The sequence below is a fragment of the Agrobacterium sp. B1(2019) genome (assembly GCF_008274755.1).
Taxonomy (GTDB): domain Bacteria; phylum Pseudomonadota; class Alphaproteobacteria; order Rhizobiales; family Rhizobiaceae; genus Agrobacterium; species Agrobacterium salinitolerans.
The window spans coordinates 2,737,869-2,761,698 of sequence record NZ_VTPB01000001.1; the positions used below are offsets into that span (position 1 = coordinate 2,737,869).

22 protein-coding genes are annotated in these 23,830 nt (G+C 58.9%); 8 read left to right on the forward strand and 14 right to left on the reverse strand.

The annotated features are described in order from the left end of the window. Positions 1 to 104: 104 nt before the first annotated feature. Positions 105 to 2,165 (reverse strand): M3 family metallopeptidase, encoded by a 2,061-nt coding sequence (locus AGR1_RS13665; RefSeq protein WP_149147137.1) that lies wholly within the window; start codon positions 2,163 to 2,165, stop codon positions 105 to 107. A gap of 263 nt (positions 2,166 to 2,428) precedes the next feature. Between AGR1_RS13665 and AGR1_RS13670 the strand changes: the two genes are divergently transcribed. After that, a complete protein-coding gene (locus tag AGR1_RS13670) occupies positions 2,429 to 2,887 on the forward strand; it encodes a MarR family winged helix-turn-helix transcriptional regulator (RefSeq protein WP_149147138.1) in 459 nt (152 codons plus the stop codon). A 5-nt stretch (positions 2,888 to 2,892) separates the two neighbouring features. Next, a complete protein-coding gene (locus AGR1_RS13675) occupies positions 2,893 to 4,089 on the forward strand; it encodes a multidrug effflux MFS transporter (RefSeq protein ID WP_187772139.1) in 1,197 nt (398 codons plus the stop codon). 54 nt (positions 4,090 to 4,143) lie between these two features. Here AGR1_RS13675 and AGR1_RS13680 read toward each other — a convergent pair whose 3' ends face one another. After that, positions 4,144 to 5,367, reverse strand: coding sequence for an argininosuccinate synthase (locus tag AGR1_RS13680; protein ID WP_080793381.1), 1,224 nt, complete (start codon positions 5,365 to 5,367; stop codon positions 4,144 to 4,146). Positions 5,368 to 5,682: 315 nt separating this feature from the next. Between AGR1_RS13680 and AGR1_RS13685 the strand changes: the two genes are divergently transcribed. Beyond that, the gene (locus AGR1_RS13685) at positions 5,683 to 6,537 is read left to right on the forward strand and encodes an SDR family NAD(P)-dependent oxidoreductase (protein WP_149147140.1); all 855 of its coding nucleotides are present in this window, start codon (positions 5,683 to 5,685) and stop codon (positions 6,535 to 6,537) included. A gap of 120 nt (positions 6,538 to 6,657) precedes the next feature. Continuing rightward, the gene (locus AGR1_RS13690) at positions 6,658 to 7,305 is read left to right on the forward strand and encodes a LysE family translocator (protein WP_080792426.1); all 648 of its coding nucleotides are present in this window, start codon (positions 6,658 to 6,660) and stop codon (positions 7,303 to 7,305) included. A 39-nt stretch (positions 7,306 to 7,344) separates the two neighbouring features. Here AGR1_RS13690 and AGR1_RS13695 read toward each other — a convergent pair whose 3' ends face one another. The 7 genes from AGR1_RS13695 to AGR1_RS13725 form a co-directional block, all read right to left on the reverse strand. Further along, positions 7,345 to 8,139, reverse strand: a complete 795-nt coding sequence (locus tag AGR1_RS13695) for an ABC transporter ATP-binding protein (RefSeq protein WP_080792421.1) — start codon at positions 8,137 to 8,139, stop codon at positions 7,345 to 7,347. Then, positions 8,136 to 9,017, reverse strand: coding sequence for an ABC transporter permease (locus AGR1_RS13700; protein ID WP_149147141.1), 882 nt, complete (start codon positions 9,015 to 9,017; stop codon positions 8,136 to 8,138). The genes AGR1_RS13695 and AGR1_RS13700 overlap by 4 nt, the downstream gene beginning before the upstream one ends. 107 nt (positions 9,018 to 9,124) lie before the next feature. Then, complete coding sequence (locus tag AGR1_RS13705; RefSeq protein WP_077985487.1) at positions 9,125 to 10,078, reverse strand: ABC transporter substrate-binding protein; 954 nt, start codon at positions 10,076 to 10,078, stop codon at positions 9,125 to 9,127. A 109-nt stretch (positions 10,079 to 10,187) separates the two neighbouring features. Then, the gene (gene rlmN, locus AGR1_RS13710; protein ID WP_142913030.1) at positions 10,188 to 11,360 is read right to left on the reverse strand and encodes a 23S rRNA (adenine(2503)-C(2))-methyltransferase RlmN; all 1,173 of its coding nucleotides are present in this window, start codon (positions 11,358 to 11,360) and stop codon (positions 10,188 to 10,190) included. Positions 11,361 to 11,626: 266 nt separating this feature from the next. Further along, positions 11,627 to 12,130 (reverse strand): invasion associated locus B family protein, encoded by a 504-nt coding sequence (locus AGR1_RS13715; RefSeq protein ID WP_077985486.1) that lies wholly within the window; start codon positions 12,128 to 12,130, stop codon positions 11,627 to 11,629. Positions 12,131 to 12,426: 296 nt separating this feature from the next. Beyond that, the gene (locus AGR1_RS13720) at positions 12,427 to 12,807 is read right to left on the reverse strand and encodes a YkvA family protein (RefSeq protein WP_080792413.1); all 381 of its coding nucleotides are present in this window, start codon (positions 12,805 to 12,807) and stop codon (positions 12,427 to 12,429) included. A gap of 51 nt (positions 12,808 to 12,858) precedes the next feature. After that, positions 12,859 to 13,164 (reverse strand): 4a-hydroxytetrahydrobiopterin dehydratase, encoded by a 306-nt coding sequence (locus AGR1_RS13725; protein ID WP_077985484.1) that lies wholly within the window; start codon positions 13,162 to 13,164, stop codon positions 12,859 to 12,861. A gap of 58 nt (positions 13,165 to 13,222) precedes the next feature. Between AGR1_RS13725 and AGR1_RS13730 the strand changes: the two genes are divergently transcribed. Beyond that, a complete protein-coding gene (locus tag AGR1_RS13730) occupies positions 13,223 to 13,702 on the forward strand; it encodes a low molecular weight protein-tyrosine-phosphatase (RefSeq protein WP_149147142.1) in 480 nt (159 codons plus the stop codon). Here AGR1_RS13730 and thpR read toward each other — a convergent pair. Continuing rightward, positions 13,636 to 14,229, reverse strand: a complete 594-nt coding sequence (gene thpR, locus AGR1_RS13735; RefSeq protein WP_077985482.1) for an RNA 2',3'-cyclic phosphodiesterase — start codon at positions 14,227 to 14,229, stop codon at positions 13,636 to 13,638. The two genes, AGR1_RS13730 and thpR, sit on opposite strands and share 67 nt — an antisense overlap. Before the next feature lie 68 nt (positions 14,230 to 14,297). Beyond that, on the reverse strand, positions 14,298 to 14,948 hold the full coding sequence (locus AGR1_RS13740) for an arylesterase (protein WP_136903032.1): 651 nt from the start codon (positions 14,946 to 14,948) through the stop codon (positions 14,298 to 14,300). Positions 14,949 to 15,039: 91 nt separating this feature from the next. On the opposite strand from AGR1_RS13740, the gene AGR1_RS13745 reads away from it, so the two are divergent. The 3 genes from AGR1_RS13745 (at position 15,040) to AGR1_RS13755 (ending at position 19,264) form a co-directional block, all read left to right on the forward strand. Beyond that, a complete protein-coding gene (locus AGR1_RS13745) occupies positions 15,040 to 15,750 on the forward strand; it encodes an ABC transporter ATP-binding protein (protein ID WP_080792408.1) in 711 nt (236 codons plus the stop codon). Next, a complete protein-coding gene (locus tag AGR1_RS13750) occupies positions 15,747 to 18,308 on the forward strand; it encodes an ABC transporter permease (RefSeq protein WP_149147143.1) in 2,562 nt (853 codons plus the stop codon). The genes AGR1_RS13745 and AGR1_RS13750 overlap by 4 nt, the downstream gene beginning before the upstream one ends. A 218-nt stretch (positions 18,309 to 18,526) precedes the next feature. Then, positions 18,527 to 19,264: a Bax inhibitor-1/YccA family protein gene (locus tag AGR1_RS13755; RefSeq protein WP_077985478.1), complete on the forward strand. Its 738-nt coding sequence runs from the start codon at positions 18,527 to 18,529 to the stop codon at positions 19,262 to 19,264. Positions 19,265 to 19,389: 125 nt separating this feature from the next. Here AGR1_RS13755 and AGR1_RS13760 read toward each other — a convergent pair whose 3' ends face one another. From AGR1_RS13760 to acnA, 3 genes are all read right to left on the reverse strand, one after another. Then, positions 19,390 to 19,782, reverse strand: a complete 393-nt coding sequence (locus AGR1_RS13760) for a DUF2794 domain-containing protein (RefSeq protein ID WP_003523170.1) — start codon at positions 19,780 to 19,782, stop codon at positions 19,390 to 19,392. A gap of 399 nt (positions 19,783 to 20,181) precedes the next feature. Next, positions 20,182 to 20,922: a thioredoxin family protein gene (locus AGR1_RS13765; RefSeq protein WP_121459715.1), complete on the reverse strand. Its 741-nt coding sequence runs from the start codon at positions 20,920 to 20,922 to the stop codon at positions 20,182 to 20,184. 188 nt (positions 20,923 to 21,110) lie between these two features. Then, the gene (gene acnA, locus AGR1_RS13770) at positions 21,111 to 23,804 is read right to left on the reverse strand and encodes an aconitate hydratase AcnA (RefSeq protein WP_149147144.1); all 2,694 of its coding nucleotides are present in this window, start codon (positions 23,802 to 23,804) and stop codon (positions 21,111 to 21,113) included. Positions 23,805 to 23,830 lie beyond the last annotated feature (26 nt).

The following is a 23,830-nucleotide window of genomic DNA, read 5'->3' on the forward strand; positions in this document are numbered from 1 at the left end:
ATTTAGTTTGGCGCGCTCATAACCTTTTTTTTGCAAATGCGAAAGGGGGGCTCATGTCATAAGCCCCCTGCGCTCAGCTTCTAGCTCAGAAATATGACAGTCTCTTATAGGAGACCGCGCTTTAAAAGCATGGCGTCCGGGCTCGGCATCTTGCCGCGGAAGGCAAGATAGGCTTCCTCCGGATCGATCGAGCCGCCAACGGAATAGATGTTATCCTTCAGCCGTCGCGCCATCTCGCTATCAAAGGCATTGCCGGTTTCCTCGAATGCCGAAAAGGCGTCGGCGTCCAGCACTTCCGACCACATGTAGGAATAGTATCCGGCGGAATAACCGTCGCCGGAAAACACATGCTGAAAATGCGGCGTCGCATGGCGCATGACGATGGATTTCGGCATGTTGAGCGCGGAAAGGACCTCTCCCTGCATGGCCATCGGGTCACCGACGTTGTCGCAGGTATGAAACGCCATGTCGACAATCGCCGACGAGGTGAATTCCACCGTGCTGAAACCGGCATTGAAGGTCTGCGCAGCCAGAACCTTGTCCAGCAGCGCCCTCGGCATCGGCGCGCCTGTTTCATAATGCAGCGCGTATTTTTCGAGAATTTCTGGCACCGTCAGCCAATGTTCGTAAAGTTGCGACGGCAATTCAACGAAATCGCGCGAGACACCGGTTCCGGAAACGGAAGGGTAAGTGACATTCGACAACATGCCATGCAATGCGTGGCCGAATTCATGGAACAGCGTGCGCGCATCGTCGAGCGAAAGCAGCGCGGGTTTGCCCTCGGCCGGTTTGGCGAAATTGCAGACGTTGTAGATGATCGGTATTTCTCCGACCGTGCCGTTCTTGAGGGGCAGCTTATGCTGCGACTGGAAGGAACTCATCCATGCGCCGGACCGCTTGGAGGGACGGGCAAAATAATCGCCGAGGAACATGGCCTTCAGACCGCCCTTTTCATCGCTGATTTCGAAAACCCGCACATCCGGATGATAGGCGGCGACGCCTTTGACTTCGGCCGCCCGAATCCCGAACAGCCGCCCGGCCACATCGAAGCAGGCTTCGATGATTTTTTCGAGCTGCAGGTAGGGCTTCAATTCTGCCTCGGAGAAGCTGAATTTCCGTGCCCGGAGTTTTTCGGCATAATGCCGCCAGTCCCAGGGCAGCACCTCGTGATTCCTTCCCTCCTCGGCGATGATGGCGGCCAGTTCGGCCTCTTCCTCGCCCGCACGGTGCACCGCCTTTTCCCAGACCTGCCCCAGAAGACCGTTCACAGCATCCGGCGTCTTCGCCATCGTATCATCGAGCTTGTAGGCGGCGAAATTTGCGTAACCAAGAAGCTTTGCCTTTTCCTCGCGCAGTTCGAGCGTGCGGCGGACGATCTCGCGATTGTCGGTCCCGCCGCCATTCTCGCCACGCGCCACCCACGCCCTGAAGGCCTGCTCGCGCAGATCGCGGCGCTCGGAAAAGGTCAGGAAAGGCTCGATGATGGAACGGGAAAGGGTAACGGCAAATTTGCCGTCCTCGCCATGCTCACGGGCCGCACCCGCCATCGCGTCTCGCAGAAAACCGGGAATGCCGGTAAGTTCCTCTTCCGTGGAAAGCAGGAGCTTCCAGTTCTTTTCATCCGCCAGCACATTCTGCCCGAATCTCGCGCCGAGACCGGCAAGTTCCTCATTGATCGCCGCCAGCCGTTCCTGCCGGTCCTTCGGCAGCTTGGCGCCGGAGCGCACGAAACTCTTCCAATGCCGCTCAAGGACACGGCTCTCCTCACCCGTCAGCCCCAGCGCCTCGCGCTTTTCCCACAAAGCGTCGATCCGCTTGAACAGGGCCTCGTTCATGCCGATCTTCGAATAGTGCCGCGACAGTTTCGGCGCGATCTCCCGCTCCAGCGCCTGGATCACACCATTGGTATTGGCGCCTGCCCTGTTCCAGAACAGCGCCGAAATGCGCGAAAGATCGTCTCCGGCGATTTCGAGCGCAGTCACCGTGTTTTCGAAGTTTGGGGCCTCATCTTTGCCTGCAATCGCATCAATTTCCTGTTCGTGGGCCAGAAGGGCGGCATCGAAGGCCGGAGCGAAATCCTCGTCCCTGACCGCATCGAATTTCGGCAGACCATTATGGCCGTTCCAGTCAACGAGTGCGGGATAAAGCGCGGTCTTGGATGGCATTTCATCTTCCTTGTACAATTCCGGTTAAGCTCATATGGGCACGCCTCCACCGGCAATTCAATATGCCCGGCGGAGATGTCAGGTCGCGTGAAAAAATATGGAAAGTCCGGTCTTTTTTGCTTCAGCGTAACAATCGGCGACTATATTGCAGATGATCCAACAACCGAGCTGACACATACTTTACCCGATTTTCGATAATATGACTTGTGTACCATTGATTATCGCCAGGATTTTAGTAAGTCTGACTTACGAAAAGGCGAAACATGGGCACTAAACGCGAAAAAGACTCATTGGCATTTTTACTGAACAGTGGTGCACGCCTGCTGAACAGTGCTTTCGAGCGCCGAATTGCGGAAGCCGGACTGGGCCTGACACCCGGCGAAGCACGCGCACTGCTGACGGTCGCCGTCGTTGATGGCAGCAAACAATCGGATATCGCCGCCCGGCTCGGCATCGAGCCCATGACGATCTGCGCCTATCTCGACAAGCTGCAATCTCTTGATCTCATCGAACGCCGACAGGACCCGCAGGACAGGCGCTCCAAGCGTATAGTGATGACAAAAAACGCAGCCGAGATGCTGGAAGCCGTGCGCCAGGAAATCGATGAACTCGTCCGTCACGCCACGCAGGGCCTGAATGACGAGGAGGTCGCGCTTTTCCGCAGCTTCCTGCAGACTCTCCGCAACAATCTCCAGCCGGAACAGTCGAGCCAGGGCTGCTGATCGCAATGTCGCCAGAAACCGTCATGTCCATAAAACGCACGGCCATGCTCGGTGCGTTGCTGACGGCGCTGGCGCCGATTTCCATGGCCATCTACACACCGGCCATGCCGGAACTGACGCGGGTTTTCTCCACCACGGAATCCGCCGTCAAACTCAGCCTCTCACTTTACTTCGCCGGTTTCGCCATGGCGCAACTGCTGGCCGGCCCGGCATCCGATGCCTTCGGGCGGCGAAAGGCGAGTCTCGTTTTCCTGTCCATCTTTCTGGGCGGCGGGCTGCTGGCGATCTTCGCCCCAACAATCGAGGTGCTGCTCTTCGCCCGGCTTGTTCAGGGTATTGGCGCCTCCGTCGGCATGACGGTGGCGCGCGCCGTCGTGCGCGATCAATTCACCGGCTCGGAAGCCTCCAGCATCATGAACCTTATTGGCATCATGCTGGCCGTTGGCCCAGCCATGGGCCCGACCATAGGCGGACTTTCGCTTGCGGCTTTCGGGTGGCAATCGGTATTTTTCCTCATGGCCGGCCTTGGGGCCATCGCCATCTTCACCGTCGTGGTTTTCCTGCGCGAGACGACAATCCCGGACAAGAACCTGATCCGCCCGCGTCGGCTCCTGTCGGCCTATGGGACATTGCTCACCGAGCCGCGTTTTCTTCTCGCTGCACTGGTACTCGGCGGTTCCATCGGCGCGCTTTATGCGCAGGCGACCATGCTGACCTTCATCCTCATCGACAAAGTCGGCATGACACCCACCGCCTTCGGCATCGGCATGCTGATGCAGACCGGCGCCTATTTCTTCGGCTCACTCGCCCTGCGTTATATCGCACCGAGGCTTGGTGACCGCCGTTCGGTCGTCCTTGGCCTCTGTTTTTCGGGAACAGGCGGTCTCCTTATAGTGCTGTCGGTGTTCCTGATACCGCCATCCTTTCTTTCGATCATGGGACCTGTGGCGGTCGCAACGGTCGGCATCGCCTTGCTGACGCCATCCATGGTGACGGCGGCCCTCGCCCCTTTCCCGCATATTGCCGGCTCGGCATCGGCAATGATGGGTTTCATTCAGATGGGATCTGGTTTTGCGGGCGGTGCTGCAGCCTCACTCATCGGTTCGCCGTTGACCGGCTTCGGCATCATCATCCCCGTGATGGAGTTCACCGCAATCGCCAGCTACATCGGCTTCCGCATCGTCTCCATACGAAAGACATGAAAAAACCCGCCGACGGCGTCGCCAGCGGGTTTCATTATTTCCATTCCAGCAGAATTACTTGCTGATATTGCGCTTTGCGAGCGTGCGAAGACGCAATGCGTTGAGCTTGATGAAGCCTGCGGCGTCCTTCTGGTCATAGGCGCCATGGTCGTCCTCGAAGGTCACCAGCGCGTCGGAATAGAGCGACTTGGCGCTCTCCCGGCCGGTCACCATGACATTGCCCTTGTAGAGCTTCAGCGTCACTTCGCCTTCCACGTGCTCCTGGCTCCTGTCGATCAGGGCCTGCAGCATTTCGCGCTCCGGCGAGAACCAGAAACCGTAATAGATCAGCTCGGCGTAACGCGGCATCAACTCGTCCTTGAGGTGGGCCGCACCCCGGTCAAGCGTGATGGATTCGATGGCGCGATGCGCGGCAAGCAGGATGGTGCCGCCGGGCGTCTCGTAAACGCCGCGCGACTTCATGCCGACGAAACGGTTCTCGACCAGATCGAGACGACCGATGCCGTTTTCACGGCCGTAATTGTTGAGCGTTGCAAGAAGCGTCGCAGGCGACATCTCAACGCCATTGATGGAGCAGGCATCGCCCTTGCGGAAACCGATCTTGATGACGGTTGCCTTATCGGGCGCGGCTTCCGGGGAGATGGTGCGCATATGCACATATTCCGGCGCTTCCTGCGCCGGGTCTTCCAGAACCTTGCCCTCGGAAGAGGAGTGCAGCAGGTTGGCGTCCACCGAGAAAGGCGCCTCGCCCTTTTTGTCCTTGGCAACCGGAATTTGATGCTGCTCGGCGAAGTTCAGGAGGTCCGTACGGCTCTTGAACGACCAGTCGCGCCAGGGAGCGATGATCTTGATATCCGGATTCAGCGCATAGGCCGACAGCTCGAAACGGACCTGATCGTTGCCCTTGCCGGTGGCGCCATGTGCGATGGCGTCGGCGCCGGTCTTCCTGGCGATTTCGATCAGGTGCTTGGAAATCAGCGGACGGGCAATGGAGGTGCCGAGCAGATAGACGCCTTCATAAACCGCGTTTGCGCGGAACATCGGGAACACGAAATCACGCACGAACTCTTCGCGGACGTCCTCGATGAAGATTTCCTTGATGCCCAGCATCTCGGCCTTCTTGCGCGCCGGCTCGAGTTCTTCGCCCTGGCCGAGATCGGCGGTGAAGGTCACCACCTCCGCGCCGAGTTCCGTCTGAAGCCATTTCAGGATTATCGAGGTGTCGAGACCGCCGGAATAGGCGAGAACGACTTTCTTAACGTCTTTCGGAAGTGCCATAGTGATGTCCATCTGCATGATGACGGCATTGGGACACCGCCATTTCCTTGGGATTTCGGCACTTTTACAGTGCAAGCCGAAATGTGTGAAGCGCTTTTCAGTGAGATAAGCGACAAAACAATTGATGGGCGCATACGAGGGAGGGCGATGACCGGGCGTATTGATGGAAACGAGGCAATTGTCACATGCATTATGAAAATTCGCGCTTTATCATAAAGCGGCGCGATCAACTTGAAGACCGTGAATGAAGCCAGTGAGGTTCAGGCAACGTTGCAAACCGCTGGAAACAGCCGAAACGACGCGAAGGAGAGACCTATGACGACCATCCACCCCGCATTCAAGGAAGATAATGTCGCCGTCATCACCGGTGCTGCCTCCGGCATCGGACTTGCCGCAGCCCGCAAATTCGCCGGTTTTGGCATGAGTGTCGTGCTCGTCGATCTCGACGGCGAGAGGCTTGCCGCAGCCCACGCGGATATTGTGGCTGCCGCCAAGAACGGCGAAGCGCAGGTTGTCGCCATTCCGACCGACATATCCAGGCTCGATGAACTGGAGGCGCTGGAGCGCGCCGTGATCCAGCGTTTCGGACGCGTTCACGTCCTGATGAACAATGCCGGCATCCAGCCCGGCAGCGCCATTTTCGGTCCACAGGCCAATTGGGAAAATATCATCAACGTCAATCTGATGGGTGTCGTGAACGGCAGCCGTGTTTTCGGGCAGGGCATGATCGCCCATGGCGAGCCGGCGCTCATCGTCAATACCGGCTCGAAGCAGGGCATAACCACGCCTCCCGGCGATCCAGCCTATAATGTCTCGAAGTCCGGCGTCAAAACCTTCACGGAGGCGCTTCAGCACGAATTGCGTAACCTACCGAACAGCTCGGTTTCCGCTCATCTGCTGATCCCCGGCTTCGTCTTCACCGGCCTCACCGCCCATGGCAGGACAGAAAAGCCTGAAGGCGCATGGACCGGCGAACAGACCGTCGACTTCATGGTCGAAAGCATCGGTCGGGGCGATTTCTACATTCTTTGCCCGGATGGCGAGGTGGACCGCCCCACAGATGAAAAACGCATTCTCTGGGCGGCCTATGACATCGTCCAGAACCGTCCGCCGCTATCGCGCTGGCACACGGAATATTCCGCCGCCTTCACCAGCTTCCTGAAAAACTGAACGTTCCGGGCCGCCGCGATGTAACCATTGCGGCGGTTTTGCGCGTCAGTGCTCAAAAGCATTGGCAGAAATGCGAAACCGCGTTAAGCACGGCAATCTCCAGCTTTTACGGGTGCCGCGATGGATTTCGTTCCCAGCCTGCCGACATTAATCGCCTTCACCATCGCCATCCTGCTTCTGGCTGTGACCCCCGGGCCTGACATGACGCTTTGGATCAGCCGCTCCCTGCGTGAGGGCCGGACGGCGGGTTTCATGACGCTTCTGGGAACCAATATCGGCATTACCGTGCACACGATGCTCGTCGCCTTCGGCGTCGCCGCCCTCATCGTCGCCTCGCCGACGGCTTTCATGATTCTGAAGACCGGCGGAGCCGCCTATCTGGTCTGGCTCGCCATCCAGGCAATCCGCAAAGGCTCGGATTTCGTGATGGTGAAAAGCGCCGGCGAAAAAGCGCAGTCCTCTCTGAAGTCGGCGCTGCTGAACGGCATCTGGGTCAACCTGCTGAATCCGAAGATCATCATCTTTTTCATGACCTTCCTGCCGCAATTCGTCAGCGCATCCGATCCGCATGTGACCGGCAAGCTGATCTTCCTCGGCATCTGGTCGATCATCGTCGCGCTGCCGATCGGCATCGGCATCGTGATCGCCGCAGATGTTCTTTCAGCCTGGCTGCAACGCAACCGGAAAATTCTGCGCGGACTGGATTATACGATCGCCGGCGTCTTTTCGCTTTTTGCCGTCAAGATTTTCTTCACGCAGGCGCGCTGACGGCAAACAAAAAAGGCGCCTTACGGCGCCTTTTTACAATCAACCGATCAGCAACTCATCGTCATCGAGCTTCTGGCCGCGTATCTTGCGGAACATGTCGATCAGGTCCTCGACCTCGAGATCCTTGCGGCTATCGCCGGAGACGTCGAGCACGATCTCACCGGCATGCAGCATGATCGTGCGAGTGCCATAATCCAGCGCCTGACGCATGGAGTGGGTAACCATCAGCGTCGTCAGCTTGCGCTCCGACACCACCTTGCGGGTCAACTCCATCACAAATTCGGCCATGCCGGGATCGAGTGCCGCCGTATGTTCATCCAGCAGCAGCACATCCGAGCCGGACAGCGTCGCCATGACGAGCGAGACTGCCTGCCTCTGACCGCCGGACAGAAGGTCCATGCGGTCCTTCAGGCGATTTTCCAGCCCGAGATTGAGCGAGGCGATGCGCTCCTTGAAGAAATCCCGCCGACCGCGTCCAAGCGCCGGCAGAAGGCCGCGACGCGTGCCGCGCGACGCCGCCAGCGCCAGGTTTTCCTCGATGGTGAGCGCGCCGCAGCTGCCCGCCAGCGGGTCCTGAAACACGCGCGCCACCCGTCCCGCCCGGCTGGCGGTCGGTTTGCGGGTTACATCAGCGCCGCCAATCATCACCTTGCCCGCCGTCGGCAGGACATCACCGGCGAGAACGCCGAGCAGCGTCGATTTGCCGGCGCCATTCGAGCCGATGACGGTGACGAAGGAGCCATCCTCAATAGTGAGGTCGATCTTGGAGAGCGCCTGCTTCTGCAGCGGCGTGCCGCGCCCGAAGACAACCTGAATGTCGGAAAGGGAAATCACGATGTTGCTCCCCCGCGGCGCAGTCGGGGCAGGATCAATGCGATGGCCACCAATACCGCCGTTACGAAATTGAGATCGGACGCCTTGAGGCCCAGCACATCGCTCGACAGAGCGAGCTGGATGGCGAGACGATAGGCGATGGAGCCGAAGACGCAGCCGATCAGCGCGATCAGAATACCGCGCGCGCCGAACAATGTTTCGCCGATGATGACGGCGGCAAGCCCAACGACGATAGTGCCGACACCGGAGGTCACATCGGCAAAACCATTGGTCTGCGCGAACAGCGCGCCGCCAAGAGCGACCAGGGCATTCGAAAGCGCCATGCCGAGGTAGATCTGGTTACCTGTCTTCACCCCCTGCGCCCGCGCCATCAGGGCATTGGCGCCTGTCGCGCGCATGGCAAGGCCCGCATCGCTTTCAAGGAAACGCCAGACGAGAATGACCGCGACCAGCACCAGCGCGCCGACGAACAGCGGCCGCACCAGATATTCCGACAGGCCGAGGCCGTAAAACGGCGATATCATCGTATCCTGATTGAGCAGCGCCACATTCGGCTTTCCCATCACGCGCAGGTTGACGGAAAACAGCGCGATCATCGTCAGGATCGACGCAAGCAGGTTGAGTATCTTGAAACGAACGTTGAGGGTGGCGGTCACGATGCCGGCGGCCGCACCGGCCACCATCGCAATCGCCGTCGCAACCCAGGCATTCAGACCGGCGATGATCAGCACGGCAGCCACGGCGGCGCCGAGCGGAAACGAACCGTCCACGGTCAGGTCAGGAAAATCAAGCACACGGAAAGCGAGATAAACGCCGATCGCCACGAAAGCGAAGACCAGTCCCAGCTCCACGGCGCCCCAGAAGGCGATTTGGCTCACGGTAATGTCCTTGTTATTACCGCCATCAGGCGGATACGGGCGCTGTCTCGCGCCACGTAAAACGGGCGGCGAATTTGCCGCCGCCCGTTATTCAGTCTGGTTTCGGTTCAGTCGATGACCTTGGTGGCGCGCTTCGTGACGCTTTCCGGGAAGGTGACGCCGGCTTTTTCGGCGGCCTTCTTGTTGATCACCAGATCAGTGCCGACAGCAACGGTTGCCGGAATATCGCCCGGCTTTTCACCCTTGAGAATGCGGACGACGACGGCGCCAGTCTGCTTGCCAACGTCGAAATAGTTGAAGCCGAGAGCGGCAACCGCACCACGAGCGACGGAATCCGTATCGGCGGCGTAAAGCGGGATCTTGGCTTCGGATGCAACACCGGCAGCCGCTTCGAAAGCGGAAACGATGGTGTTGTCGGTCGGAACGTAGATCACGTCGGCCTTGCCGACCAGCGCGCGGGTTGCGCCCTGCACTTCTGCGGATTTGGTGGCGACGGATTCAACAACCTTGAGACCCGCTTTCTCAGCCTCAGCCTTCAAGAGAGCCAGCGTCGACACGGAGTTGGCCTCGGCCGAATTGTAGATGAAACCGATCGACTTGGCGTTCGGGGAGATTTCCTTGATGAGCGCCAGATGTTCGCCAACCGGCAGCATATCGGAAAGGCCGGTCACGTTGCGGCCGGGCTTTTGCATGTCCTTGACGAGCTGTGCGCCGACCGGGTCGGAAACCGCCGTGAAGACGACCGGAATGTCTCGCGTGGCGGCAACGACGGCCTGCGCGGACGGCGTGGAGATCGGCACGATGACGTTCGGCGCATCGCCAACGAACTGGCGCGCGATCTGCGCGGCGGTGCCGGGATTGCCCTGCGCGGACTCATAAAGGAACTTGAGGTTCTCGCCTTCCTTATAACCGGCTTCGGCAAGCGCGGCCTTGACGCCGTCACGGGCGGCGTCAAGCGCCGGATGTTCGACGATGGCAGTGACGGCGACGGTGACGTTTTCAGCCTTGGCCGGCAGAACGAGGGCGCTCGCGGCGGCGAGAGCCAGAATGAATGCGCGCATGGATATCCTCCTGTTGGTTCCCTGTTTTCGTCTTCTTAGGAACAAGACAGCCCGAAATCAATCGTAGAACCGCTGCAAAACAAGCTTTCAGGCGGCAATTGCGGCTTATTCAGTCATCCGCGCCGTGGTTGGCGATCATCATCGCCTCGAAAGCCAGCCTTTCGGTCTTGCGCATGCGCTCCGATTCCGACTTCAGCTGACCGCAGGCGGCGAGAATATCGCGGCCGCGCGGCGTGCGGATCGGCGAGGCATAACCGGCCTGATTGATGAAATCGGCGAACTTCTCGATCTGCGCCCAATCGGAGCACTGATAGTTCGTGCCCGGCCATGGGTTGAACGGAATGAGGTTGATCTTGGCCGGAACGCCCTTCAAAAGCTGCACCAGCATCTTGGCGTCTTCCAGACTGTCATTCACATCCTTCAGCATCACATATTCGAAGGTAATGCGGCGGGCGTTGGAGAGGCCCGGATATTTGCGGCAGGCCTCGATCAGTTCCTTCAGCGGATATTTCTTGTTGATCGGCACCAGCATGTCGCGCAGCTCGTCGCGCACCGCATGCAGCGAAATCGCCAGCATGACGCCGATCTCATCGCCGGTGCGGAAGATTTCCGGCACAACACCCGAGGTGGAGAGCGTGACGCGACGCTTAGAGAGCGACAGGCCATCGCCATCGGTGGCAATCAGAAGTGCGGTCTTCACATGCTCGAAATTATAGAGCGGCTCGCCCATGCCCATCATCACGATGTTGGAAACCTTGCGGCCTTCGCTCGGCACATAGGCGCCGACCGGCGTCGAACCATCGGGAAAATCACCGAGCCGGTCGCGTGCCAGCAGAAGCTGGGAAAGGATCTCCTCAGCCGTCAGGTTGCGCACGAGGCGCTGGGTGCCGGTGTGACAGAAGGAACAGGTCAGCGAACACCCGACCTGGCTCGAAATGCACAGCGTGCCGCGGCCCTCTTCGGGAATATAGACCGTCTCAATTTCGACCGGACGTCCCGCACCGCGCGGTGGGAACCGCATTAGCCATTTGCGGGTGCCGTCATTGGAAATCTGCTCCTCGACGATTTCCGGGCGGGCGATGGTAAAGGCCGCCTTCAGCTTCTCGCGAAGCTCCTTGGCGACATTGGTCATATTGTCGAAATCAGAGACGCCGCGCACATAAAGCCAGTTCCACAACTGGCTGACGCGCATCTTCACCTGCTTCTGCGGCACGCCGATTTCCGAAAGTGCCTCACCCATTTCCTCACGGGTCATGCCGATCAGCGACGGCTTGCCGGACATCAGATCGCTATTGGCGATTAACGGCGTTTTGACTGCCAGGCCGGCAGGGGCTTGCATTACGGACATTACGCTATCCCATCATTCCATGCATCGCACGACCGGCCTTTCGGATAGGCGGAAAATCGTCTGCATGTCGAGAAAATCAAAGGCGGAGCACTTTTCGCGCATCCGCCTGTCAATGTTGCCGCGCCTTTAGCATCAAACAAGCAAAAACGCAAATGGCCGGTCAAGGACCGGCCATTGTCAGATACAATACGGTGTCAGGATTATTTGCAGCTCTCGATCTGCTTGAGAGCCGCCGAAATACCCGACAGCGAATAGGAATAGGACGTCGCGGTGCCACGGCCGGAGGTGGCCTTGACGGTCATGGACCTGCCGCCCTTCATGGCCGCCACAAGCGCCGGTTCTTCGGCGGCGTTTTCAACCCAGGCGGCCTTGTCCTTGGTGAACATGACGAAATTCTTGTTGTCGATCGTCACATTAACCTTGGAGCCCTGCTTGAGCGGATAACCCACCATGGCCTGCGGCTCATAGGAAATGTTCTGACCCGGACGTTGCGAGACGATGAAAAAGATATCGCCATGGTCGACATTTGCCGGCTCCTTGGCGGTCGGAATGGAAAGAACGTAGCAGACGGTGCTGTTGCCCGATTTGTACGAATAGGCACCCCATGCATTGAACTGCTGGATGCGCGTGGGCGACTGTGCAGATGCTACGCCGACGCTGGTCAGCAAAATGGCCGCTGCGGTTGCTACACTTCTTACAAACATTGAATTTCCTGCCGGGTTATTGTCTTCCATTGGCCCGAAGCATCGGCGAGCCCAGTTTCTGGATCGTCCACGTTCAGGTGCGGATCGTCTTTTCTCATTGTCGTCGGGAAGCGGTTACCAAACCGTCAACAACACGCATAAAATGCCGGAAACGTCTTGCGGTGTTACAGATTGGCGACTCCCGACGCCCTGAGGAGAAGGGCGCGAAACACCCTTCTTTCGTGTGTATGACACATAAATTCAGGCAAGAATTTGTCGCCCGTCAGGCTCGCCCGAACAGACAGATCACAGAGGCGTTACCCGGCTTCCTGCTGCCGTTTCAGCATGGCGTCAGCCGCCTCGTAATGCTCCATCTTGATATGGGCGCGGATCATGGCGAGCGCTGCCGTGATGACGGCGATGTCGTCGGTGAATCCGATAACGGCCAGCACATCCGGCACAGCGTCCATCGGCATGATGAAATAGGCGAGCGCCGCCAGGATGATACCCTTGGCGCGAAGGGGCGTATCGCGATCGATCGCGCAATAATAGGCCGCCGCCGCATCGCGTGCGAAAGGCACCTTTGACATCACGCGCTTCAGCTTGGGCCAGAATTTCGCACGCACGACGTTCTCGCGCTCCTCCTGCCTGTCGGCTTCATCAGGCAAAAGAATTTCACCGATTTTCACATCATCCATGATCGACGGTCCTCCGGTCACGGCTATTATATGGGATTTGAGCTCCGCCGTTCAATTGCTTCGGGCTGCAGCCGCCTTCTGCATGGCCTCGGCCAGAAGAAAATCGCGCTCCGTCACACCCTGCGAATCATGGGTGGTGAGGCAGACCTTCACCCGCGAATAGACATTGGACCATTCGGGATGATGATTGAGCCTTTCCGCCACAAGTGCGGATTCGGCCATGAAACCGAAGGCTTCCGCAAAGCTTGCAAACTTGAAGGAACGGACGATCGCCGCCCCGTCCTCGCGCAGGGACCAACCCTCCAGTTTCGACAGGGCCTGCCGGATGGCGTCCGGCTCTAGTCTGGGATATTTCATGAACTTGCCTCCGCTTGAGACCCATTAACGCTTCAACGACGGGATCGACGCACAATCCATGAAACATACAGCTATTCTTTTTGTCTGCATGGGCAATATCTGCCGTTCACCGCTGGCCGAAGGGGTTTTGAGACGCCTTGCCGACAGCGCGGCCATGTCTGATCAGCTCACCATCGATTCCGCCGGCGTCGACGGGTGGCACGCGGGTGACGCGCCCGATCCACGGTCCATCGCCATGGCGCGACGGCATGGCGTCGATATTTCCCGGCAGCGGGCGAGACAGGTTACCCCGGCGGATTTCGAGACCTTCGACCTGATACTCGCCATGGACGAAAACAATCTGGCGAACCTGCTGCAATCGAGTCCGGAAAGGCAGCGACACAAGATCCATCTCTTCATGGACTATGCCGCCGGCCGCCGCGAGAACGTCCCCGATCCCTATTACGGAGCCGAGGACGGGTTCCTCAAGGTCTACAACATGCTCTTGGCAGGATGCAGATCGTTGCTCGAAAAGATGGAGCTGGACCGCGCCTCGTGAAGCGGGAACGCCTCTTCAACGATATAAGGCCCGCCGCCCACCGATTCTTTCGACGACATCAGCACGAAACGGCCGACCGTGAAGGGCGAGGTGCGGAAGTTGCCGCGCCCGGAAAGATACTGCACCACATCGTCCACGCGCGAGGAGCGCAGCCGCGCCAGCGTGACATGCGGCATGAACTTGCGCGGATCGGGCGGGAGACCGATCCTCTGGCAAATCCGCTCGATTTCCGCCTGAAGCGCATGCATTTCCGGCGAGGGAGAAACCCCGGCCCAGATGGAATGCGGTTTCTTGGAACCGAAGGAACCCATACCGGTGAGGTTCAGCTGGAATTCCGGCCTGTCAATCCGGTCCAGCCTGTCCACGACCTCATCTGCGGTACGACCGTCGATGTCACCGATAAAACGCAGGGTTATGTGATAATTCTCCACATCGATCCACCGGGCTCCCGGCAGACCACCGCGCAACAATGAGAGGCTCATAGCCGCATTGCGCGGAATTTCGAGGGCGGTAAACAGTCTCGGCATGGCGAGCTCCCCGAATCTCTTGGCAGAACAAGCATAGCGAATCACGCAATGCAGGCGGGCGCAAGTGCTTATTTTTTTTGCGCACCGATTGTCGTAATGAAGCTTTCAACAGCCGGCAAAGATTTTTCGACCATCATCGCCACACCCCTGGTATTGGGGTGCATCTTGTCGTCCAGCTTCAGCGCATCATCCGTCACCACGCCATCCAGAAAGAAGGGATAAAGCGGCAGGTTGTATTTTTCGGCGAGCTTGGGAAAGATCGGATTGAACCGGCTGGCATAATCATCGCCCATATTCGGCGGCGCCATAATGCCGACCAGCAACACGGCTATGTTGCGCTTCTGAAAACCGGAAATGATGCTATCGAGGTTTTTTTCGGTCTGTTCCGGGGGAATTCCGCGCAGAGCATCATTCGCGCCGAGTTCCAGGATGACCCCGTCCGTACCATCGGGAACCGACCATTCCGCTCGCGCTAGGCCACCTGAGGAGGTATCGCCGGAGACACCGGCATTGGCGATGGCGACATTGACGCCCTTGCCCTTTAATGCAGCTTCAAGCTGTGCGGTGTAGCTGTCGGTTGGCGGCAGCTGATAACCAGCCATCAAGCTGTCGCCGAGGCCGACAAGTTGCAATGTCCGTTCCTGAGCCATCGCAACAGGGCCCGAAATGGCAGCGGCGAAAATGACGATGAAGTGAAACAGTGCAGCTTTAAATCTCATCACGGCTTTCCTAACTTGGTTCCCATTGTCTGAAATACCGACCGCATCCAGCGCCAGACCGTTTTCATCACCCTATATAGGAACGAGAATTGTGACGAAAAGCATCATAGAGCTGAAGAAAGCCGACCTCACGCTCGGCAATGCCGCCGCCTCCGTTCACGTTCTCAAGAACATCGATCTTTCAATCGGAGAGAGCGAGGCGGTTGGTATCGTTGGCCCCTCCGGATCGGGAAAGTCGACGCTTCTGATGGTGCTTGCCGGTCTCGAGAGGCTCGATAGCGGCGAAATCATCATTGCCGACACCGAACTGCACAAGCTCGGCGAAGATGCGCTGGCGGATTTCCGCGGCCGGAATATCGGCATTGTCTTCCAGTCCTTCCATCTCATCGCCAATATGACGGCGCTGGAAAATGTCGCCGTTCCGCTGGAACTGGCCAACGTTCCAAACCCGTTTGAGATCGCCAGACGCGAACTCGTCGCTGTCGGTCTCGGCGAGCGCCTGAACCATTATCCCGGCCAGCTCTCCGGCGGTGAACAGCAGCGTGTCGCCATCGCCCGCGCGCTTGCCCCTTCGCCGGCCGTACTGATCGCCGACGAACCGACCGGCAACCTCGATACCGATACCGGCAGGCAAATCGCCGATCTTCTCTTTGCCAAGCAGGCCGAACGGGGCATGACGATGATCCTCGTCACCCATGATCCGTCGCTTGCCGCCCGGTGCTCACGGCAGATCAAGGTGCGCTCCGGCGAGATAGAGGGCGACAGCGCCAAATCCCAGATAGCGCGGGCGGTGTCGGCATGACTGGATCCATTGTCCCGTCTCTTGCCAATATCAAAAACGCCGCAAGGCTTGCGCGCCGCGAAATTCGTGGCGGCCTGCGCGGCTTTTACATTTTCCTCGCCTGCATTGCGCTCGGAACCGGTGCCATAGCCGCCGTCAATTCCGTGTCACGCGCAGTCACCAGCGCCATAGCCACCGAAGGCCAGTCGATCCTCGCCGCAGACGTCCGTTTCGAGCTGCGCAACAGGGAGGCGACGCAGGAGGAGCAGGCCTATCTCGACCGCCTTGGTACCGTCGCGGTTTCCACCGGGCTGCGTTCCATGGCGCGCCTTGCCGATGGGTCTGAACAGACCCTGACGGAAGTGAAGGCCATTGACGGCGCCTACCCGCTCTATGGAACTTTCGTGGCCGAACCGAACCGACCGCTGAGCGAACTTCTGGCCAGTAACGGCGACACCTATGGCGCCATCGCCGCGCCGCTTCTGCTGGAACGGCTCGGCATCAAGGTCGGCGATGAAATCCTGCTCGGTAATGTGAAACTGAAACTGACCGGCACCGTGGTCGACGAGCCAGATGCTCTCTCCGACGGTTTCGGTTTTGCTCCACGACTGATGGTCAGTCGCGACGCCCTTTTCGCCTCGGGTCTCGTTCAGAACGGGAGTCTTGTCGAGCATGCCTACAAGATCAGGCTGAACGATCCTTCGGCACGGTCAACGATGACCGATGCGGCCAACAAGGCCTTTCCCGATGCCGGCTGGTCCATCCGCACCAGTGACCGGGCGGCCCCATCGCTCACCGAAAACGTCAATCGCTTCTCGCAATTCCTTACATTGGTGGGCCTCACCGCGCTCATCGTTGGCGGTGTCGGCGTAGCCAATGCCGTTCGCGCCTTTCTGGATTCCAAGCGCACCACCATCGCCTCGCTGAAATGCTTAGGGGCGCCGGCCTCGGTGGTCACCATGACCTATCTCTTCCAGATCGCCTTCATCGCCGCCGTTGGCGTCGTCATCGGCCTTGTCGTCGGCGCCGTCGCGCCGCTTATCGCCATGCGGTTTCTTGAAGGCGTATTGCCCGTGCCGGAGGAGCTTGCCTTTTATCCCGGCGCTCTCGGTCTTGCCGCCCTGTTCGGTCTCCTGACGACGCTCGCCTTCGCCATCGTACCCCTAGGCCAGGCGCGCGAGGTGCCGGCAACGGCGCTTTTCCGCGAACAGGGTTTCGAGGAGGGAAGCTGGCCATCCTGGCCCTATCTGGCAGCAACCGGCCTGCTGCTGGCGGCGCTCGCCGCGCTGGCCATCTTTTCGGCGGAAGACCGCTTCGTCGCCTCGGTCTTCCTGGCGGCCATCGCTTTTGCCTTTGTGGTGCTGCGACTCGTCGCCTCCGGCGTCAAGGCCATCGCCAAGCGCAGCCCGCGCGTTCATTCGGCTGCGCTCAGACTGGCGATCGGCAATATTCACCGGCCGGGCGCGCTCACCCCCTCGGTCGTCCTTTCGCTCGGCCTCGGCCTCACCCTTCTTGTGACGCTCACGCTGATCGACGGCAATCTGCGCCGCGAATTGACAGACAGCCTGCCGGACCGCGCACCGAATTTCTTCTTCGTGGATATTCAGGGCAGCGAACTTCAGGGCTTCCGCGACCTTCTGAAACAGGAAGCGCCGAAAGGCGCGCTGACAGAAGTGCCGATGCTGCGCGGCCGCATCCTGGCGCTCAACGGCGAGGACGTCACGAAGATGGAGGTGCCTCCGGCCGGGCGCTGGGTGCTGCGCGGCGACCGGGGCATCACCTATTCGCAGGATATTCCCGAAAATGCGACTCTGACAGAAGGAAGCTGGTGGGGGCCGGCCTATAGCGGCGAGCCGCTGGTTTCCTTCGCAGCCGAGGAAGCCGGAGAACTGGGTCTCAAGATTGGCGACACGGTTACCGTCAACGTGCTCGGCCGCAGCATCACGGCCAAGATCGCCAATCTGCGCAATGTCGAGTGGGAATCCCTCTCAATCAATTTCGTCATGGTGTTTTCGCCCAATACCTTCCGCGGCGCACCGCATGCCTGGCTTGCGACCCTTGCCGATCCTTCCGCAACCGCCAGCGACGAGGGCCGCATATTGCGCGCCGTCACCAACACCTATCCGACGATCACCAGCGTGCGCGTGAAGGATGCACTCGATGTCGTCAACCGGCTTGTCGGCCAGCTCGCCACCGCCATTCGCGCCGCTGCGGCCGTTGCGCTCATCGCCTCCGTCCTGGTCCTTGCCGGCGCTCTTGCCGCCGGAAACCGCGCCCGTACCCATGACGCGGTCATCCTGAAAACGCTGGGCGGCACACGAAACCTGCTCATCCGCGCTTTCTCCTATGAATATATGATGCTCGGCCTCGCCACCGCTGTCTTCGCGCTTTTCGCCGGCGGCGTCTCCGCATGGTTCGTGATTGCCCGGATCATGAAGCTGCCCTCCAGCTTCCTGCCGGATGTGGCGATCGGAACCCTCGTCGTCGCCCTCGTCATGACGGTGGGCATCGGTCTCATCGGCACATGGCGGATTCTCGGGCAGAAGGCAGCCCCGGTTCTCCGGCAGGCAGGCGAATGATCGTCGGTTGTGCGCCGCTTAACTTTAACGATTAATTCTTTGTAATGATCGCCAAAACGTGAGCGCTTTTCGCGCATATGGTGTCTTTTCGACGGGAAAAGGCCTTGTATCGGACACGATCTGCCATCATATTCTCAAGCAGGCTTGCTGAAGCTCCGCAGCGGCGCCCGGGAGGTATCCCGACACCGTAGCAATTACGGAGCTCAAAAGAGGAAACAATGGCTGACTTCAATAACTACCAGAACCGCATGGCGCAGACGCGTGCACAGTCTGGTGCGATGATCGATGAAGGTCTTCGCGCCTATATGCTGAAGGTTTATAACCTGATGGCGCTGGCTCTGGTCATCACCGGCGTCGCGGCATTTGGCACCTATACGCTTGCTGCTTCGAACCCGGCTTTTGCCCAGCTGCTTTTCGCGTCGCCGCTGCGCTGGGTTGTAATGCTCGCACCGCTGGCGCTGGTCTTCTTCCTTAGCTTCCGTATCCAGAACATGAGCGTGTCCGCCGCCCAGACCACCTTCTGGGTCTACGCTGCGCTGATGGGCGTTTCGCTATCCTCGATCTTCTTGGTCTACACCGGCCAGAGCATCGTGCAGACGTTCTTCGTAACGGCTGCATCGTTCGGTGCGCTTTCGCTCTACGGCTACACCACGAAGAAAGATCTGTCGGGCCTCGGTTCGTTTCTGATCATGGGCCTGTTCGGCTTGATCATCGCGTCGATCGTCAACATCTTCCTTGCGTCGTCCGCTCTGCAGTTCGCAATTTCCGCGATCGGCGTGCTGATATTTGCAGGCCTCACCGCCTACGACACCCAGAAGATCAAGGAAATGTATTTCGATGCTGACGATGTTGCCGTCGCCGGCCGCAAGGCGATCATGGGCGCACTGACGCTCTATCTCGACTTCATCAACCTCTTCACCTTCCTCCTGCAGTTCCTCGGAAACCGCGACGACTAAGGTTAAGGGTTCGATTGCCAGACACACGAAAGGCGGCCCGTCGGCCGCCTTTTTATTTGGGAAGATTCCTCACCCTTATCCGCCAGAGCGTCCCGTCCCTGCGGGCAGTCCGCTTTTGCGAAAGCTCATTCGATGAGCTTCAAAACCTTGTCGAAGACCTTCAGAACCTGCGGCAACTCATGCCCGCGTTTTAAAATGCGGCCATCCGTATTCACCACGCAATAAGCACCCTGTTTCGCCGCCAGCTTGGGGTTTTTTTCGATCCTGAAAAGCGGCATTTCACCTGAGCGCTTGAAGACGGAAAATACTGCCTTTTCCTTCAGATGATCGATGGCGTAGTCACGCCATTCGCCCTCTCCCACCATGCGGCCATAGATGCGCAGGATAGCGTCCAGCTCGCGGCGGTGAAAGGTGACCGGCAAAGGGTCCTTGTTCTTTTTATATTCGCGGAGATCGATAACGGTGGAATTGTCACGTGAAGCGGTTTGCACCTGCTGCACATCCGGTTGATCGGTCATCCAATACCTCCGATTCCACCCAAATCATCCGTGCAGTGTGAGCCTGAGAGGGCGAAATTGCAAGTCTTCGCACCGGCGTGGCGCACAGGACAGGGAATTCCGGGCAGGGTCTGACAAGCCTTCGATGCGCAGCGGAACCGGAAGACGGCAGCGCAGAACTGCGCCGCCGTTTCTCCGACGAGCGCTGCCAACTACGAAAGCAGGGGTTAAAAATGGTAACCATTTAGGCAGCCATTTTCGCGTAGGCTGCCGTATTTCGGTCAAACCATGGCCCGAATTGGGTGGAATAGTCCTATTGTCAATTGATGCCTAGGCACCAAGATGACCCGGTCCGGTGCATTGACCCTTTACCCCCAGCCCCCAATGCCCGGACCGGATCTTCCATCGCCTTACGGGCGATCAAGGGTTTCCATTTCCAAGCAGGATACTTGCGCCGACGATTGCCGCGGGATCGCCACCGGCATTGGCCGTCTGCAAAAGCACGGCGCAGCCGCCCTTTTTCACCTTGGCCACCACGCTCGCCGGAAGCTTCACCGTCATTGGCGAACCATCCCACATGCCGACTGTCTGCACATCATAGACGCTGTGCCAGTAGGACATTTTTTTCCCCTGGTTTTCGCCCTTCTGCACATCCACGGTCTGCTCGCGCGTGAAATACGCAACGACGACATCGGCCTTGCCGCTGCCGGCGCCAATATCGATCTCCACCTCGTCACCGGTGAATTTCGACGAAACCGGTACGTTCAGTCCCTTTCCCTCGCGCTTGAAAGCATCAAGCCTGTCATAGATACCGCGAACATCGGCACCCTTGACATGGTCGCGGCCGTTCAGAATGGCCTGCGGCGTATAGACCCCGTTACGGCCGAGCGCGCGCATATAACCATATTGCCGGTCGGTATTTTCCTTCGAGGCGAGCGAATCCGTCCAGCCGAGATAGTTCCAGTAATCGACATGATAGGAAAGACCGACGACGTCGCCCTTCTGGATCATCTTGCGCAGGGCTTCATCCGCCGGCGGGCAGGATGAGCATCCCTGCGAGGTGAACAATTCGACGACGCCCTTCACGGCCTCCTGCGCCTGCGCGGAGGTGACGAGAAACGTGCCGAGAAGACATATCGACAGAGGGAATTTCAGCGGCATTACAAAAACCTTTGTCCGGAAGAGATCCAGACGAATTGATGCGATCAATCCTGCCGGATGCAAACCGGAAAATAACGTCTAACGCCCTTCAATAGAAAGTCACGAAGGGGTGAGCGACAATCACAAAAAAAGAGACCGCAAAATGAAAGGCGCCGGGATTTCTCCCGACGCCTTCGATCGTCAAAGCGTTAAGCGGCCAGATCGCGCAGAACGGTCTGCAGAATGCCGCCATTGTTCATGTAGATCACCTCATCAAGCGTATCGATGCGGCAAAGAAGCGGAACTTCCTTCACCGACCCATCGCTATAGGTAATCTTGGCGATCTTCTTTTCACGCGGCTTGATTTCACCTTCGAGACCATCGATCTCGACGATTTCATCGCCCTTGAGGTCCAGGCTCGCCCAGGTCGTGCCTTCCTCGAAGACGAAGGGCACGACGCCCATGCCCACGAGGTTCGAACGGTGAATACGTTCGAAGGACTGCGCGATGACGGCCTTGACGCCAAGCAGGTTGGTGCCCTTCGCCGCCCAGTCGCGGGACGAGCCGTTACCATACTCGACACCGGCGAAGATGACGAGCGGAACGCCCTCGGCCTTGTACTTCATGGCCGCGTCATAGATCGACATCTCTTCCTTGGACGGATAGTGGATGGTGTAGCCACCTTCCTTGCCGTTCGGGCCGAGCATGTGGTTGCGGATGCGGATATTGGCAAAGGTGCCGCGCATCATCACTTCGTGGTTGCCACGACGCGTGCCGTATTGGTTGAAGTCGGCGACCGCAACACCATGCTCTGTGAGGTAGGCACCGGCAGGCGAAGCTGCCTTGATCGAACCGGCCGGAGAAATATGGTCGGTGGTGATCTTGTCGCCGAAGAGACCGAGGACACGCGCGCCCTTGATGTTCTTGAGGCCCGAGCCCTTTTTGCCCATGCCGACAAAATAGGGCGGGTTCTGAACATAGGTCGAGTTGTCGTCCCAGGCATAGGTCTGGCCCGGAGGAACCTGAACCGCCTGCCAGTTCGCATCGCCCTTGAACACGTCGGCATACTTCGTTTCATAAAGCTCGCGGGTGACGTATTTCAGGATGAATTCCTGGATTTCCTTGGAGGTCGGCCAGATATCCTTGAGGTAGACCGGATTGCCGTTCTGATCGTCGCCGATCGGCTCCTTGGTCAGATCCTTCTGGACCGAGCCGGCAAGGGCATAGGCCACAACGAGCGGCGGCGAGGCCAGGTAATTCGCCTGAACATCCGGCGAGATACGACCTTCGAAGTTGCGATTGCCCGAGAGAACACCGGCGGTGATCAGGCCCTTGTCGTTGATCGTTTTGGAGATCGCAGGCGGCAGTGGACCGGAATTGCCGATGCAGGTGGTGCAGCCGAAACCGACGAGATTGAAACCGATCGCGTCGAGATCCTTCTGCAGACCTGATTTGTCGAGATATTCGGCAACGACCTGCGATCCGGGCGCGAGCGACGTCTTCACCCACGGCTTGGACTTCAGCCCCCTGGCGACCGCATTGCGGGCGAGAAGGCCGGCAGCGATGAGAACCGAGGGATTGGACGTGTTGGTGCAGGAGGTGATGGCGGCAATCGCCACATCGCCGTGACCGAGATCGAACTCCTCGCCCTCGACCGCATAGCGGCTGTGGAGCTGGCCGGGCTTCTTGTAGTCGTTCTCGAGCGCCGTTGCGAAATTCGGCGCAATGGTTTCGAGCGGCAGGCGGCCTTCCGGACGCTTCGGGCCGGCCATGGACGGCACGACGTCACCGAGATCGAGTTCCAGCGTGTCGGTAAACACGAGGTCGGAACCGTCGCCCGTACGCCACATGTCCTGCGCCTTGGAATAGGCTTCGACGAGCGCGATACGGTCCTTGGCACGGCCGGACATGGTCAGGTAATTGATGGTTTCGCCATCAACCGGGAAGAAGCCGCAGGTCGCGCCATATTCCGGGCCCATATTGCCGATGGTCGCACGGTCGGCCAGAGACATCGAATCGAGGCCGGGGCCGAAGAATTCGACGAACTTCGAAACCACGCCCTTCTTGCGCAGCATCTGCACAACGGTCAGAACGAGGTCGGTCGCGGTGACGCCTTCCTTCACCTTGCCGGTCAGCTTGAAGCCGATGACCTCAGGCAGAAGCATGGAAACCGGCTGGCCGAGCATGGCAGCTTCAGCCTCGATACCGCCGACACCCCAACCGAGAACACCGAGACCATTGATCATCGTGGTATGCGAATCCGTACCGACGCAGGTATCCGGATAAGCGATCGTCTCGCCGTCCTCTTCCTTCGTCCAGACGGTCTGGCCGAGATATTCGAGGTTGACCTGGTGACAGATGCCGGTGCCGGGCGGAACCACGCGGAAATTCTTGAACGCCTGCTGGCCCCATTTCAGGAAGCGGTAACGCTCGCCGTTGCGTTCATATTCCAGCTCGACGTTGCGGGCAAACGCATTAGGCGTGCCGAATTCATCGACGATAACAGAGTGGTCGATGACGAGGTCGACGGGAACCAGCGGGTTGATCTTTTCCGGATCGCCGCCAAGAGCCTTGATACCGTCGCGCATGGCGGCAAGGTCAACCACGGCGGGAACACCGGTGAAGTCCTGCATGAGAACGCGGGCGGGGCGGTAGGCAATTTCGGTTTCGGTCAGGCCCTTGTTATTCAGCCATTCGGAAACCGCAAGGATATGTTCCTTGGTGACGGACTGGCCGTCCTCGAAACGAAGCAGATTTTCCAGCAGGACCTTCATGGAATAGGGCAGCTTGGAGACGCCCTTCAGGCCATTGGCTTCAGCCTTGGGCAGGCTGAAATAGACGTAATCCTTACCATCGACGGTAAGGACGGAACGACATTTGAAACTGTCGAGTGATTTGGGCATGGATTAAAACCCCGCTTACACTGATA

What these genes read in the sequence shown, in the direction of transcription:
- AGR1_RS13665 (WP_149147137.1), bottom strand. Translation starts at nt 2,165, where the DNA reads ATGCCATCCAAGACCGCGCTTTATCCCGCACTCGTTGACTGGAACGGC.
- AGR1_RS13670 (WP_149147138.1), top strand. Translation starts at nt 2,429, where the DNA reads ATGGGCACTAAACGCGAAAAAGACTCATTGGCATTTTTACTGAACAGT.
- AGR1_RS13675 (WP_187772139.1), top strand. Translation starts at nt 2,893, where the DNA reads ATGTCGCCAGAAACCGTCATGTCCATAAAACGCACGGCCATGCTCGGT.
- AGR1_RS13680 (WP_080793381.1), bottom strand. Translation starts at nt 5,367, where the DNA reads ATGGCACTTCCGAAAGACGTTAAGAAAGTCGTTCTCGCCTATTCCGGC.
- AGR1_RS13685 (WP_149147140.1), top strand. Translation starts at nt 5,683, where the DNA reads ATGACGACCATCCACCCCGCATTCAAGGAAGATAATGTCGCCGTCATC.
- AGR1_RS13690 (WP_080792426.1), top strand. Translation starts at nt 6,658, where the DNA reads ATGGATTTCGTTCCCAGCCTGCCGACATTAATCGCCTTCACCATCGCC.
- AGR1_RS13705 (WP_077985487.1), bottom strand. Translation starts at nt 10,078, where the DNA reads ATGCGCGCATTCATTCTGGCTCTCGCCGCCGCGAGCGCCCTCGTTCTG.
- rlmN (WP_142913030.1), bottom strand. Translation starts at nt 11,360, where the DNA reads ATGTCCGGCAAGCCGTCGCTGATCGGCATGACCCGTGAGGAAATGGGT.
- AGR1_RS13715 (WP_077985486.1), bottom strand. Translation starts at nt 12,130, where the DNA reads ATGTTTGTAAGAAGTGTAGCAACCGCAGCGGCCATTTTGCTGACCAGC.
- AGR1_RS13720 (WP_080792413.1), bottom strand. Translation starts at nt 12,807, where the DNA reads ATGGATGATGTGAAAATCGGTGAAATTCTTTTGCCTGATGAAGCCGAC.
- AGR1_RS13725 (WP_077985484.1), bottom strand. Translation starts at nt 13,164, where the DNA reads ATGAAATATCCCAGACTAGAGCCGGACGCCATCCGGCAGGCCCTGTCG.
- AGR1_RS13730 (WP_149147142.1), top strand. Translation starts at nt 13,223, where the DNA reads ATGAAACATACAGCTATTCTTTTTGTCTGCATGGGCAATATCTGCCGT.
- thpR (WP_077985482.1), bottom strand. Translation starts at nt 14,229, where the DNA reads ATGCCGAGACTGTTTACCGCCCTCGAAATTCCGCGCAATGCGGCTATG.
- AGR1_RS13740 (WP_136903032.1), bottom strand. Translation starts at nt 14,948, where the DNA reads ATGAGATTTAAAGCTGCACTGTTTCACTTCATCGTCATTTTCGCCGCT.
- AGR1_RS13750 (WP_149147143.1), top strand. Translation starts at nt 15,747, where the DNA reads ATGACTGGATCCATTGTCCCGTCTCTTGCCAATATCAAAAACGCCGCA.
- AGR1_RS13755 (WP_077985478.1), top strand. Translation starts at nt 18,527, where the DNA reads ATGGCTGACTTCAATAACTACCAGAACCGCATGGCGCAGACGCGTGCA.
- AGR1_RS13760 (WP_003523170.1), bottom strand. Translation starts at nt 19,782, where the DNA reads ATGACCGATCAACCGGATGTGCAGCAGGTGCAAACCGCTTCACGTGAC.
- AGR1_RS13765 (WP_121459715.1), bottom strand. Translation starts at nt 20,922, where the DNA reads ATGCCGCTGAAATTCCCTCTGTCGATATGTCTTCTCGGCACGTTTCTC.
- acnA (WP_149147144.1), bottom strand. Translation starts at nt 23,804, where the DNA reads ATGCCCAAATCACTCGACAGTTTCAAATGTCGTTCCGTCCTTACCGTC.